This is a genomic window from Rhodobacteraceae bacterium Araon29, assembly GCA_039640505.1.
GTDB lineage: Bacteria > Pseudomonadota > Alphaproteobacteria > Rhodobacterales > Rhodobacteraceae > CABZJG01.
Genome location: CP046865.1, coordinates 2,936,446 through 2,948,457 on the forward strand (window position 1 = coordinate 2,936,446; position 12,012 = coordinate 2,948,457).

Sequence of the window (12,012 nt, forward strand, 5' to 3'; positions counted from 1 at the left end):
TTATCCTTTCAACTGCTCGGCCACAGCCGCATTGACCTTTTTGGCCTCGGCTTTGCCGCCCAGCGCACTGACCAATTCCGCAGCGGTCGCTTTGGCGACTTCGTCGACACTGTCCAAAGCACTGGCACGAATTTCTGCAATCGCTGCCTCGCTTGCGGCGGCTTTTTCAGCTATTTTCGCATCAGCTTCATCAATCGCCACCTGAAGTTCGGCTTTGATCTCGGCTTTGGTGGCCTCTGTGATCCGCGCGGCTTCCACACGGGCATCAGCAAGCGCTTTGTTATAAGCCTCTTCCGCAGCGGCTGCTTTGGACTTTAGCTCATCTGCAGCAGCAATATCATGCGATATTGTCCCCTGTCGTTCGGCCAGAACCGCAGCAATGCGCGGCAAGGCAATGCGCGACAGGATAAGGTAGATCACGACAAGCGTAACCACCAGCCAGAAAATCTGATTGCCAAAGGTCGAAAAGTCCAGCTGCGGCATACCTGGCGCAGAGGCGTCAGCTGCGTTTCCTGCGGCTTCTGTTGTATTCGATGCCATCTTGTCCTCCGTCGGAACCTGAGGGATGCGGATAAGCCACTTTGCAGCTTACCCGACCATAGGATTGTTTCCGCGGTGAATTATACGGCGAACATAAGCAGCAGAGCAACCAGGAACGAAAAGATACCCAGTGCTTCTGCAAAAGCGATACCAATAAACATGGTCGCTGTTTGGCCCGCTGCAGCGGATGGGTTTCTCAGGGCACCTGAGAGGAAGTTGCCGACCACATGGCCCACACCGACGGCCGCGCCGCCCATTCCTGTACATGCCAGACCTGCACCTATATAGGCACCCATTTGTACGATATCGCCTTCCATTGGCTTTCTCCTTAGATAGTCGTTGATTCTTATTGGTTACAGTTAGTGATGAGGATGAAGCGCGTCTTTGAGATAGACGCACGTCAGAATTGCAAAAACATAGGCCTGGATAAATGACACCAGAACCTCAAGCGCATAGATCGCCGTGATGGCAATCACCGACAGCGGCGCGATCACAGCAATACCGGCAAAGGCGGCAAACACTTTGATCACCGCGTGACCAGCCATCATGTTACCCGCCAGACGAATAGAGTGGCTGACCGGGCGCACGAAGTAGGAAATCACTTCGATCAGCGCGAGGATCGGCCGCAGCACCAAGGGCGCCGAGGAAATCCAAAACAGTGACAGAAACGACATGCCATGTTTGACAAAGCCCAATATCGTCACGGCGAGGAATACCCCCATCGCCATCACCGCCGTTACTGCGATATGCGATGTTGTGGTAAAGGACATCGGCAGCAGACCAAGGAAATTGGCGCAGACGATAAACATAAACAGCGTCATGATATAAGGGAAATACCCAACCGCATCCTTACCGGCCACATCTTCGACCATTTTATAGACAAAACCATAAGCCAGCTCACCAATAGACTGGCTACGGCTTGGGACAATCGCGCGGCGCGCCGTACCGACAACCAAAAGCGCAATGATGGCGACCACGGAAAGGGCCATCCACAAGGTGACGTTTGTAATGGTGTACCATTCAATCGGACCGTCACCGAAAAGCGGTTTAACGATAAACTGATCCATTGGATGGAAAACCAGACCTGAGCCTTCTGATTGTGCTTCGCTTGCCACGGTTCAACCCTCTTTATCTTCTTCGGCTTTCGCCGTTTCCTGACCTTGGACCTCTTGCGCCGTACGAAGCATGGTTTTCACGCCTGCGGCAAAGCCCAGTAAAACAAATATCACCAAAAACACCGGCAATGTATCAAACAAAGCATCTAGCCCGTATCCGATGCCGAAGCCAATTGCGATCCCCGCCACCAGTTCGATCACCATGCGCCAAGCCAGCTGCGCGCCCGTGTAATGGTCGTCCACCTTTGGCTCTGGTGTCTTGGCCACCTTTACAGCCTTGATCCGCTCATCAAGCGATTTTAGCGGGTCAGGGTTGTTGGGGTCAGACAAAGCAAAGCCTCGTTGAACAGTTGCGCTTTGTTAGGCCGCAGAGCAGGCAGAGTCAACAACCAGTTTAGTGCAGCTATAGTCACGTAAAATACTGATTAATATATGTTTTTTTCGACCCTCAAAATTCAAACACCTCCTCGATTGAGGCCTAAGGCACAAAATGCGCCCAAATCGCATATTCAACCATTTGGTTGACGATCATGGGCAGGCAGGCTTAATAGCGCCATGGATGACCCGCTTGATCTTGCCTTTGCCGCTTTGGCCGATCCCACCCGGCGGCGGATTTTAATGCTGCTGCTGGAAGATGATATGGCGGTGACAGATGTGGCCGAACCGTTCGAGATGTCTTTGGCGGCAATATCCAAACACCTTGGCATACTGACCCGCGCCGGCCTGATCAGTCAGGAAAAACGCGGTCGAGTGAAATGGTGCAAGCTTGAGCCCGAAGCCCTGCGCGATGCCAGCATCTGGATGCAAAGCTTTGGCCAGTTTGAGGCCGTGAACCTTGATGCGCTTGAGCGGTTTTTAGAGCACGAGTTTGAACCAGAGGATCGCTCAAAGCCCTAACGGCTGCTTTTGCCAAAGCTGCATCCATAAATAGGGCGTGTGGTTATAACTTGCGCTGCGGGACCACCCTGCATCGGCAAGCGGCTCTTGGAAATCCACCAGTTGCAGCCCGGTCTGCAATGCCTCTTGCATATATTGCGCCAGCGGGCGGTGCCGGTTTTTAATCCGGACCCCGGCCCACTCTACCGTCACGGGATAGGCTTTGAGGTAATCCACAATGGTGACAGTTCCATGGCCCTGCGCATTGCGCTGAATTCCCAGCCCTTCGGTTTGCGCAGCGGTGACCCAACTGTTCAGATTTCCGATCAAGACATGCCCACCGGGCCGGACAACCCGCGCCATCTCGGAAATCGCCGCGCGGCTGTCGGCGATATCAATCAAGCTTAGATAACTGACCACAAGATCGAAAGCGCCCTCCTCATAGGGCAGGTTTTCGCCAACCCCCTCATGATAAACCGCGCCGCCCAGCCGCCGCGCTTCGGCCAAAAGCCGCGCGGTTGGATCAATCCCGACCACCTCGGGCACGGCCTCTGCCATCATCCGGCAAAACCGCCCTTCGCCGCAGCCCACATCCAGCGCCCGCTGCGCCCCGCTGCTGCGCACTGCCGCCATCATCGGGCGATCCAGAACCGCAGCGCGGCTAAAATCGCCGCCCGCCCCCAAACTTTCAATCCATGCCTCAGCCGAAGCGTCCCAATCGCTTTGCATCCCCAATATCCTTTGCAAATAACCTTGACAGTCCAATGCCCAAGCATTAACTGGCCCTCAATCACAACGGAAGTGGAAAAGCTTCCGGTCCTATGCCAATGCAAGGATCGCCCCCCGTCAGCGAGGTTTCGCCCACGGGGGCTGTCGCATTTTGGATCGGGCTTATCTATACTGGCGCCACCGTGGCAAAGCTGCGGCAAACGGGAAAAGGAACCGGGATATGTTTGAAAATCTTTCTCAACGCCTCTCAGGTGTATTTGACCGGCTGACCAAACAGGGTGCGCTGTCCGAAGATGATGTCAAAACCGCCCTGCGCGAAGTGCGTGTTGCCCTGCTAGAAGCGGATGTCTCGCTGCCCGTGGCGCGCAGTTTCGTCAAAGCGATCCAAGAAAAAGCCACCGGCCAAGCGGTCACCAAATCGGTCACCCCCGGTCAGCAGGTGGTTAAGATTGTGCATGATGAGCTGGTGCATGTGCTCACCGGCGACGAAGATCCCGGCGCGCTGAAAATCGACAGCGCCCCCGCACCGATCCTGATGGTCGGCCTACAAGGCTCGGGCAAAACCACCACCACCGCAAAACTGGCAAAACGGCTGAGCGAGCGGGACGGCAAACGGGTGCTGATGGCCTCGCTGGATGTGAACCGCCCCGCCGCGATGGAACAGCTGCAAATTCTCGGCGCGCAAATCGGGGTTGACACCTTGCCCATCGTCAAAGGCGAAGACCCGGTGGCCATTGCCAAACGCGCCAAAACCCAGGCCAGCCTTGGCGGCTATGACGTGTATATGCTCGACACCGCCGGCCGGCTGCATATCGACCAAGAGCTGATCGCTCAGGCCGCCGCCGTGCGCGATGTAGCAAACCCGCGCGAAACCTTGCTGGTGGTGGACGGGCTCACCGGTCAGGACGCGGTCAACGTGGCCACCGAATTTGACGATAAAATCGGCGTCAGCGGCGTGGTTCTAACCCGCATGGATGGCGATGGGCGCGGCGGCGCAGCGCTGTCGATGCGCGCGGTCACCGGCAAACCCATCCGCTTTGTCGGCCTTGGCGAAAAAATGGACGCTCTGGAAACCTTTGAGCCGGACCGGATTGCCGGCCGCATCCTTGGCATGGGCGATATTGTTGCACTGGTGGAAAAGGCCCAAGAAACCATCGAGGCCGAACAGGCCGAGCGGATGATGAAGCGCTTCCAGAAAGGTCAGTTCAATATGAACGACCTGAAAATGCAGCTCGAACAGATGATGAAAATGGGCGGCATGGAAAGCATCATGGGCATGATGCCCGGCATGGGCAAAATGGCCAAACAGGCCGCCGCCGCCGGCATGGACGACAAAGTGTTCAAACAGCAGATCGCGCTGATCCAGTCGATGACCAAGAAAGAGCGCGCCAACCCGCAAATCCTGCAGGCCAGCCGCAAAAAACGCATCGCCAAAGGCGCGGGCATGGAAGTGAGCGAGCTCAACAAGCTGCTCAAAATGCAGCGCCAGATGGGCGATATGATGAAAAAGATGGGTAAAATGGGCAAAGGCGGCATGCTCAAACAGGCCATGAGCGGCATGTTTGGCAAAGGCGGCATGCCCGGCGGAATGCCCGCCGGCATGGACCCCTCGCAAATGGACCCCAAAGCGCTTGAGGCCGCAGCCAAACAGCTTGGCGCCCAAGGCGGCATGCCCGGCGGATTGCCGGGTCTTGGCGGCGGTGCAGGCCTACCCCCGGGCCTTAGCGGATTTGGGAAAAAGAAATGACCACGGCCCCCACCCTCACCACCGAGCGGCTGATTTTGCGCCATCATAAAATGGCGGATTTTGAACCGCTTTATGATCTGCTTGGCAGCGAACGGGCCAAATTCGTGGATGGGCCGCATTCACAGCGGCAAAGCTGGTACTGGATCGCATCCGAAGTTGGCAGCTGGTCGCTCAAAGGCTTTGGCAGCTGGGGGGTTGAATTGCGCGACAGCAACGACTTCATCGGCCAGATTGGCATCAATCAGCCGGCCCATTTTCCAGAAACTGAAATTGGCTGGATTTTTCTTTCAAAGGGTGAAGGCAAAGGCTACGCATTCGAAGCTGCGCGCAAAGCGCTTGCTTGGGCGCAAGACACCCTCCAACGCAGTTCGATTGTAAGTTATATAGCAAAAGACAATCTTCGATCTATAAGCCTCGCAGAGCGCCTCGGTGCCATCCAAGATCCCAATGCTGCCCGCCCTGAAGGCGATAGCAAAGACGACACGCTGGTCTATCGCCACGCTTTGACAAAAAGCCCTGCCTCATGATTTTTTCTTTGTCCAAATACTCCTCTGTGCTTTGGTCAGAAGACGTGCACCCCGCTGCGGGCCCTGCCCCGAAAGGTCATCGCATATGCCTTTGACCAATGCCCCCCGTCTGCTCAGTGAGCGGCTTATCCTGCGCGGCCCCGAGCCGCGCGATATGGAGCCCGTGATCGCATTTATGCAGGATGAAACCCGCGCCAGCGGCTTTGGCCATATCCCCGAGCGCGGCGCGGCGTGGCGCTGGTTTGCGCTAAATGTGGGCCATTGGCACATCCATGGCTACGGTTATTTCACCATTGAAACAAAAACCGGCGAGATCGCCGGCATCAGCGGTATCTGGAACCCCGAAACATGGCCCGAACCAGAAGTGGGCTGGGTGGTCTTTGACGGCTTTGAAGGCCGCGGTATCGCCTATGAAGCCGCTTGCCGCGTCCGCCGCTGGGCCTATGAAGATCTTGGCTTTACCACTTTGACCAGCAATATCGTGCCCGGCAATGACCGCTCGATCGCTTTGGCCGAACGCATGAGCGCAACTTACGAGCGCAGCTATCACAACACCAACATGGGCGAAAACATGCTTTTCCGGCATCCGGCACCCGAGGCTCTGTTATGACCAGCATACCACAGCTTGAAACCGAGCAGCTGATCCTGCGTGCACCTCAAATTGAGGATCTGGATGCTATGGCGCAGTTTTTCGCCTCACCCAGATCCCACAGTGTCGGCGGACCGCTCGATCGCGGTCAGGTCTGGCGCGCGCTGCTACGCAGCGCTGGCCACTGGCAGTTGCGCGGCTATGGGCTTTGGCATGTGATAGAAAAATCCAGCGCAAGCATGTGTGGTTTCTGCGGATTTCTTGAGCATATAGAATGGCCCGAGGCGGAACTCGCCTGGGGGGTACATAACGGATATGAAGGCAAGAGCATTGCCTATGAAGCGGCATTGGCCGCTCGCACTGCCGGCGCCGCGCTCGGCGTGCCACAACCCATTAGCATGATTAATCCGCAAAATACCCGCTCACGCCGGCTCGCCGAGCGGCTTGGCGCTTGGGTAGAAAAAGAAACCGAATTGCTTGGTGAACCGGCGCTGATCTACCGCCATCCGAAACCAGAGGCCGCCTGATGTTTAATATGAAAAATGCACCTGCGCAAAACAGCCGCAATACCGACGCGATACCGCGGTCTGTTTTCATCCAAAAAGGAGAGCTTTGATGACTGACGCCAGCACCCGCGCCGCGACACTTTTAAAAGGACACCGCGATAGCATTGACCGGCTTGATGCAATCCTTGTCTACACATTGGGCGAGCGGTTTAAACACACCCGCTCGGTGGGAAAGCTAAAAGCAGAGCACGATCTGCCACCCGCCGATCCGACCCGTGAAGCCGTGCAGATCGCACGCCTTGAAGAGCTTGCAGCTCAGGCCAATCTGGACCCTGAGTTTGCCAAGAAATTTCTGAATTTCATCATTCAGGAAGTCATCCAACACCACAAACAACATCAATCCTAGGGGCCATGCCCCGACCGCCATTCTAAAGGAGAATATACAATGGCCATGAAAATCCGTCTTGCCCGTGGGGGCAGCAAAAAACGCCCATTTTACCGCATTGTTGCGGCCGACAGCCGCATGCCACGCGATGGCCGCTATGTGGAAAAGCTGGGCACTTACAACCCTTTGCTTGCCAAAGACAGCGAAGATCGGGTCAAGATGAACCTCGAGCGCATCCAGTACTGGCTGGGCGAAGGCGCGCAGGTCAGCGACCGTGTAAGCCGGATGTTAGAGGCCGCCGGCGTGCTTGAGAAAAAGACCCGGAACAACCCGCAAAAAGCCGTGGCTGGCCAGAAAATGCAGGAACGCGCCGAAGAAAAGGCTGCTAAAGCCGCCGAAGCAGCTGAAGCGCCTGCAGAGCCCGTAGAAGAAGTGGCCGAAGCACCAGCAGAGGCAGAAGCAGAAGCACCTGCAGAGGCCGAAGCGGAAGCCCCGGCAGAAGCAGCGGAAGCCCCAGCAGAAGAAGTCCCAGCGGAGGCAGAAGCGGAAGCTCCAGCAGAAGAAGCTCCTGCAGAAGAAGCAGCCGCCGAAGACGCTGAAAAATAAAAGGAGTTTGGGCTCGGAATGGGCAGTTTTGCACCAGTTTTCAAGTCTAAATTCAACGTGCTGAACCCACAGCGGCGCGCCAAGCGCCGCTGTGACCTGCCCTCAACGGACCAAACCGAAACCCGTTGCGGAGTATTTTGATGCTATTCCGCCCAATAAGATTGTTAATTTTTCTTGGCATCGCCTTTGTGGCTGGGATTATATATGAACGGCAATCTGCAAGCGAACGCTGCGAAGAGACTGGCGGCCGCTACGTCAACGACCTATGCGAAAGGTAACCGATGAAAGATGATTTGATCTGTGTCGGTGCAATCGGCGGGGCCTTTGGGGTCCACGGTGAGGTGCGGCTAAAAAGCTTTACCACTGAGCCCGAAGCCATCGCAGAATATGCGCCCGTTTTCACAGAAGATAGCACACGCGCATTTGATGTGGTGCTCACCGGCCGTGTCAAAAACGGTCTGAGCGCCCGTATGTCGGGGATTGTCACAAAAGAAGATGCTGACGCGTTGAAAGGCACGAATTTATTTGTGCCGCGCGACCGTTTGCCAAGCCTGCCGGATGACGAATTTTATCATGCCGATCTCGTGGGGCTGACAGTCTATGACACCGGCGGCGCCCTGCTAGGTGAAGTGCGCTCGGTGCAAAACCACGGTGCCTCGGATCTTTTGGAAATCGACGGCCCCGGGCTTAAAACCACAGCCCTGCTGCCCTTTACCCGCACAGCAGTACCAACCGTCGACCTTTCGGCGGGAAAAATTATTGCAGACCCGCCCGAAGGTTTGCTGCCGGATGCGCCATGACCGGTCCAGCAAAATCCCATGGCCGTAAATCCATATCCGCCAGTTTAAAGCCCCAAGAGCTGATGAGCGCAAATCCAAAGCTCGCTGGGGTTTGGACTGCGCAGGTGATCACGCTTTTCCCCCAGTGCTTTCCTGGAATACTGAGTGAAAGCCTGACCGGAAAAGCCCTAAAAGACGGCAAATGGGCGCTTGAGACAACGGATTTGCGCCGCTTTGGTGAGGGCAGGCATAAAAATGTCGACGACACACCTGCAGGCGGCGGCGCCGGGATGGTGCTGCGCGCCGATATACTGGGCGCGGCGATTGATGACGCGCGCCGCTCTGCGCCCAAAGACCGGCCAATGGTCTATCTGTCCCCGCGCGGGGTGCGCTTTGATCAGGCCATGGCGCGCGACTGGGCTGGGGCAAATGGCATTACGCTGCTGTGCGGCCGCTTTGAAGGCGTCGATCAGCGGGTGCTGGAGCATTACCAGATTGCCGAGGTCTCGCTGGGCGATTTTGTCATGACAGGGGGGGAAATAGCCGCTCAGGCCATGCTGGATGCCACGGTCCGGCTGTTGCCGGATGTTTTGGGCAATGCCGCCTCGGTCGAGGACGAAAGCCATTCAAACGGGCTGCTTGAGCATCCCCAATATACCCGCCCCGCAACGTGGAACGGGCGGAGCATCCCCGAGGTTCTGCAATCCGGTCATCACGGCAATATCGAAAAATGGCGGCGCGAAATGGCCGAGCAGCTGACCCAATCCCGCCGGCCTGATCTTTGGGATAAAAAGCGCTAAAGCGCCGCCGCGACAAACAAGAGCGCGCCGCTTAAAACAGCGCAAAACCCATGTCGGTCTTGCATCTGTATCGCGGCAGTATCGCGATGGTGCGAAAATCGAGCACATCAGGCGTTAAAATTGGATAAAACTTCGACCAAAGGTTGCTGCAAAAACAGCGCGTGCAAGGCCTGCCTCGATCCTGTCAAAACGGCAAGTACCTTCTCAAAAACCTACAGTTTTTCCTTCGGTTTTTGCTATCGCAGAGCGAGACCCTTTTCACCTATAGATTGTGCGTGACAGAAACGACAGTTTCAAATAGTTATTCCATTATCACTGCACCATATTTCCAAGCAGATAACCGAACATTTGACAAAGAGCGTTACAGATATTTCAAATGCTAACCACATAATGCCTCGGCGCAAGTTAATCTTTTTGATTGCTATCGCCATATTTGTTTTGTTTTTTGTTTCTTTGAACAATAGTAGACCTGATCGTTTTCTGTCTACTCTAGATGCCCAAATTCCTATTGGGGAAGATTTTCAAACGGTTGTGCGCGAACTGGAAAAACATGGATTCGACTATAGAATATACGGATACAGCCATGATAGGTTTCGGAGCCCTTCGGGAAATCTGACTATTTCTCCACTGATGACATTTCCAAGTGCACCTGTTGAATTACTTGAAAATTGCAATGAAATTGAATGCTCTGTTATTAGATCAAGTAAACTGGAATCTGTTCACGTATTTGGGTTTCTGAGATTTCATCATACCTATCGATATCTCTGGGTATTTCGCAGAGACCAACTTGCTGGTATTTCCCAAAACAACGGGTACTGGGGATTCATAATATAATTGAAAGGAATTTTGAAATGACAGATTGGACAATTCGAGTAAAAACAGACGAAGTTGTAACAGCCGGCGTGGGTACAGGTTTCAACCATACTCACCCATAGATTGTGAGTGACAGAAATCGGTCTGAGTGGTAAAGTCTTTTTATATTAGAAGACCGAGATTAAAGCGCAAAAGATTATTGATTGTGAATATTCCAAGTTTCATACATGAGTTGAATAACTGCTCGGCGCTCAGATCGAGCCTGACAAAAACGATCGTTTCAAATAGCGCTTTTCGCATCATTTTTATGCTGCAGTCATGATAAAAATCCACCTTAAAACTCTTCTTGCTTTAGTTTTCTTCTTTAGCATTTCGGGCGCGGCATTTGCCAACTCAATAGCTCTAACATCCATTACAGGGGATAAAATTGACCTCAACCAACTAATCGATGTTATTCGAAAAGAGCATTCGGAGACGGATGAAACACGACAAAATTTCATTCTATCTATTCCAGACTTAGTCGGCGATATTGCTCCAACAATAGATCTGGCCTGCGGGCTTCCAAAGTCATATTTGGATGCCAGAAGTCGCATAGAAGAAAATAAATCTGCTTTCGGTGAGCAACTTTATCAGTGCACAGCACAAGTTTTTAAAATTGTATTTGCTAAATTTGGCACTCCAAAGCGTTCGAGTGGTTACCTTGATAACACCGTTCTGTTGGCTCTCGAATGCGGCTACGTCTTAGAAGGTTCCTTTCAGTTCTTCGCACTTGGGGCGGCGATTCAGAGGCAAGAACGTTTAGAAAACAATCTTAGATTTGTATGTAATGACGATTACAGTGCATCACATTTGCACGCGATCAAATTCGCTGTGGAAAAAATATCCAACGACTTGGTATTCTACCACCGCGTTTTGGGTAACTGGGAATTGGTGGATCAATATCTCAATTACCAAGCGAACGTCAGTGAAAATCGCGAGGATGAAATTTGTCAATACCTCAAAGATACGAAAATGCTTGCAATTTATCAGAACCAAGAAGGGGTGCTGCCTCTTGATTGCGCTCGTGTTCTAAGTAACCAAAATTGAAGGAGTTTAAGATAAAATGGCTGATCGAAACAAAGTCTGCTTAACATGATGTTTTTCGATAGTCTTTTTGAATACCTTTCAAAGAAGTTTTTAGAAAAAAAATCGAAAAATCCTTTCATTGCTTTATTACAGAGTGTCGGCTCAATTATGATGTTTATTATGGGCCTTTTCATAGTTTATCTACAAATCAAGGGGTAGCTATAAATGAATGAGAATATCAAATTGTAGGCAACCAATGAAGCGGCGCCAGTACTGCAACCATCAAAACAGGTAACATAAAAATAGTGATTACATTACATACCAACGACCTCGACACTCAAGGTATGTTTGTCCATGAGGCAATGCACACCTTGCAGACGCAAAGTCGCTTAACATGACTTTCTTTGACTGGCTTTTCGAATACCTTTCAAAGAGGTTTCTAGAAAAAAAATCGAAAAATCCTTTCATCGCTTTTTTACAGTATGTCGGCTCAATTATAATAATCATTATGGGTCTTTTCCTAATTTATCTACAAATTTGGAGTTTTATGAATGAATAAAAATATCACAACGATTGATGATAGAGCCATAGATATTCTAACGGGGGAAAAGGACCCACTTCTATAGATATATGTGGATATGGCCTTGATGGACGAGGAAAGCTCAAAACGGTCTGCTAGAGTATCCCTAGTATACCCTGCTGGCAGCTTGGAACCGCCCAGAAAGGTAAAAGACCCCTAATTGGGCACTAAATGCCGATAAATAAGCAGTTTTACCCGTAAAACCTGCGAAAACCGCTTGATAAACAATCGCGGCCACTGTTATAGGCCGCCTAGATTGGTGTGTTGGGGATTTTCTTTGATCGCTCTTATAGACGCCAGTTGATCGCCATATGGCAACAGCAATGACGACCGAACCCTCTGGCGGGCTTATCAA

15 protein-coding genes are annotated in these 12,012 nt (G+C 52.8%); 10 read left to right on the plus strand and 5 right to left on the minus strand.

Annotated features, from left to right (window positions below):
• The 4 genes from GN278_14135 to GN278_14150 all read right to left on the minus strand — a co-directional run bounded on the left by GN278_14135 (nt 1) and on the right by GN278_14150 (nt 1,985).
• Complete coding sequence (locus GN278_14135) at nt 1–540, minus strand: F0F1 ATP synthase subunit B' (protein XAT61792.1); 540 nt, start codon at nt 538–540, stop codon at nt 1–3.
• 80 nt (nt 541–620) lie between these two features.
• Nucleotides 621–857, minus strand: coding sequence for a F0F1 ATP synthase subunit C (locus GN278_14140; protein XAT61793.1), 237 nt, complete (start codon nt 855–857; stop codon nt 621–623).
• Between the two features lie 42 nt (nt 858–899).
• Nucleotides 900–1,607: a F0F1 ATP synthase subunit A gene (locus GN278_14145; GenBank protein ID XAT62686.1), complete on the minus strand. Its 708-nt coding sequence runs from the start codon at nt 1,605–1,607 to the stop codon at nt 900–902.
• Nucleotides 1,608–1,658: 51 nt separating this feature from the next.
• Nucleotides 1,659–1,985 (minus strand): F0F1 ATP synthase subunit I, encoded by a 327-nt coding sequence (locus GN278_14150; protein ID XAT61794.1) that lies wholly within the window; start codon nt 1,983–1,985, stop codon nt 1,659–1,661.
• A 225-nt stretch (nt 1,986–2,210) separates the two neighbouring features.
• Between GN278_14150 and GN278_14155 the strand changes: the two genes are divergently transcribed.
• The gene (locus GN278_14155; GenBank protein ID XAT61795.1) at nt 2,211–2,552 is read left to right on the plus strand and encodes a metalloregulator ArsR/SmtB family transcription factor; all 342 of its coding nucleotides are present in this window, start codon (nt 2,211–2,213) and stop codon (nt 2,550–2,552) included.
• Here GN278_14155 and GN278_14160 read toward each other — a convergent pair.
• On the minus strand, nt 2,541–3,260 hold the full coding sequence (locus GN278_14160) for a methyltransferase domain-containing protein (protein XAT61796.1): 720 nt from the start codon (nt 3,258–3,260) through the stop codon (nt 2,541–2,543). The genes GN278_14155 and GN278_14160 overlap by 12 nt on opposite strands.
• Nucleotides 3,261–3,480: 220 nt before the next feature.
• Here GN278_14160 and GN278_14165 point away from each other — a divergent pair, with 220 nt between their 5' ends.
• From GN278_14165 to GN278_14205, 9 genes are all read left to right on the plus strand, one after another.
• Complete coding sequence (locus GN278_14165) at nt 3,481–5,007, plus strand: signal recognition particle protein (protein ID XAT61797.1); 1,527 nt, start codon at nt 3,481–3,483, stop codon at nt 5,005–5,007.
• The gene (locus GN278_14170; GenBank protein XAT61798.1) at nt 5,004–5,534 is read left to right on the plus strand and encodes a GNAT family N-acetyltransferase; all 531 of its coding nucleotides are present in this window, start codon (nt 5,004–5,006) and stop codon (nt 5,532–5,534) included. Before GN278_14165 ends, GN278_14170 begins: the two co-directional genes overlap by 4 nt.
• Nucleotides 5,535–5,619: 85 nt before the next feature.
• Nucleotides 5,620–6,144 carry a GNAT family N-acetyltransferase gene (locus tag GN278_14175; protein ID XAT61799.1) on the plus strand — a complete coding sequence of 175 codons (525 nt, stop codon included), beginning with the start codon at nt 5,620–5,622 and terminating at the stop codon, nt 6,142–6,144.
• Nucleotides 6,141–6,650: a GNAT family N-acetyltransferase gene (locus tag GN278_14180; GenBank protein ID XAT61800.1), complete on the plus strand. Its 510-nt coding sequence runs from the start codon at nt 6,141–6,143 to the stop codon at nt 6,648–6,650. Before GN278_14175 ends, GN278_14180 begins: the two co-directional genes overlap by 4 nt.
• A gap of 88 nt (nt 6,651–6,738) precedes the next feature.
• Entirely contained in the window at nt 6,739–7,035 is a 297-nt protein-coding gene (locus GN278_14185) for a chorismate mutase (GenBank protein ID XAT61801.1), read from the plus strand.
• 39 nt (nt 7,036–7,074) lie between these two features.
• Nucleotides 7,075–7,620 carry a 30S ribosomal protein S16 gene (gene rpsP, locus GN278_14190; GenBank protein XAT61802.1) on the plus strand — a complete coding sequence of 182 codons (546 nt, stop codon included), beginning with the start codon at nt 7,075–7,077 and terminating at the stop codon, nt 7,618–7,620.
• Nucleotides 7,621–7,901: 281 nt separating this feature from the next.
• Nucleotides 7,902–8,420: a 16S rRNA processing protein RimM gene (rimM, locus tag GN278_14195; GenBank protein ID XAT61803.1), complete on the plus strand. Its 519-nt coding sequence runs from the start codon at nt 7,902–7,904 to the stop codon at nt 8,418–8,420.
• A complete protein-coding gene (gene trmD / locus GN278_14200) occupies nt 8,417–9,199 on the plus strand; it encodes a tRNA (guanosine(37)-N1)-methyltransferase TrmD (protein XAT61804.1) in 783 nt (260 codons plus the stop codon). Before rimM ends, trmD begins: the two co-directional genes overlap by 4 nt.
• A gap of 1,131 nt (nt 9,200–10,330) precedes the next feature.
• Entirely contained in the window at nt 10,331–11,098 is a 768-nt protein-coding gene (locus GN278_14205; protein ID XAT61805.1) for a hypothetical protein, read from the plus strand.
• Nucleotides 11,099–12,012: the final 914 nt, after the last annotated feature.

Bases quoted from the DNA above. Each gene is read 5' to 3' on its own strand.
- GN278_14140 (XAT61793.1), bottom strand. From the start codon at position 857: ATGGAAGGCGATATCGTACAAATGGGTGCCTATATAGGTGCAGGTCTG.
- GN278_14135 (XAT61792.1), bottom strand. From the start codon at position 540: ATGGCATCGAATACAACAGAAGCCGCAGGAAACGCAGCTGACGCCTCT.
- GN278_14185 (XAT61801.1), top strand. From the start codon at position 6,739: ATGACTGACGCCAGCACCCGCGCCGCGACACTTTTAAAAGGACACCGC.
- GN278_14170 (XAT61798.1), top strand. From the start codon at position 5,004: ATGACCACGGCCCCCACCCTCACCACCGAGCGGCTGATTTTGCGCCAT.
- GN278_14145 (XAT62686.1), bottom strand. From the start codon at position 1,607: ATGGATCAGTTTATCGTTAAACCGCTTTTCGGTGACGGTCCGATTGAA.
- GN278_14205 (XAT61805.1), top strand. From the start codon at position 10,331: ATGATAAAAATCCACCTTAAAACTCTTCTTGCTTTAGTTTTCTTCTTT.
- GN278_14160 (XAT61796.1), bottom strand. From the start codon at position 3,260: ATGCAAAGCGATTGGGACGCTTCGGCTGAGGCATGGATTGAAAGTTTG.
- GN278_14175 (XAT61799.1), top strand. From the start codon at position 5,620: ATGCCTTTGACCAATGCCCCCCGTCTGCTCAGTGAGCGGCTTATCCTG.
- rpsP (XAT61802.1), top strand. From the start codon at position 7,075: ATGGCCATGAAAATCCGTCTTGCCCGTGGGGGCAGCAAAAAACGCCCA.
- GN278_14165 (XAT61797.1), top strand. From the start codon at position 3,481: ATGTTTGAAAATCTTTCTCAACGCCTCTCAGGTGTATTTGACCGGCTG.
- rimM (XAT61803.1), top strand. From the start codon at position 7,902: ATGAAAGATGATTTGATCTGTGTCGGTGCAATCGGCGGGGCCTTTGGG.
- GN278_14180 (XAT61800.1), top strand. From the start codon at position 6,141: ATGACCAGCATACCACAGCTTGAAACCGAGCAGCTGATCCTGCGTGCA.
- trmD (XAT61804.1), top strand. From the start codon at position 8,417: ATGACCGGTCCAGCAAAATCCCATGGCCGTAAATCCATATCCGCCAGT.
- GN278_14155 (XAT61795.1), top strand. From the start codon at position 2,211: ATGGATGACCCGCTTGATCTTGCCTTTGCCGCTTTGGCCGATCCCACC.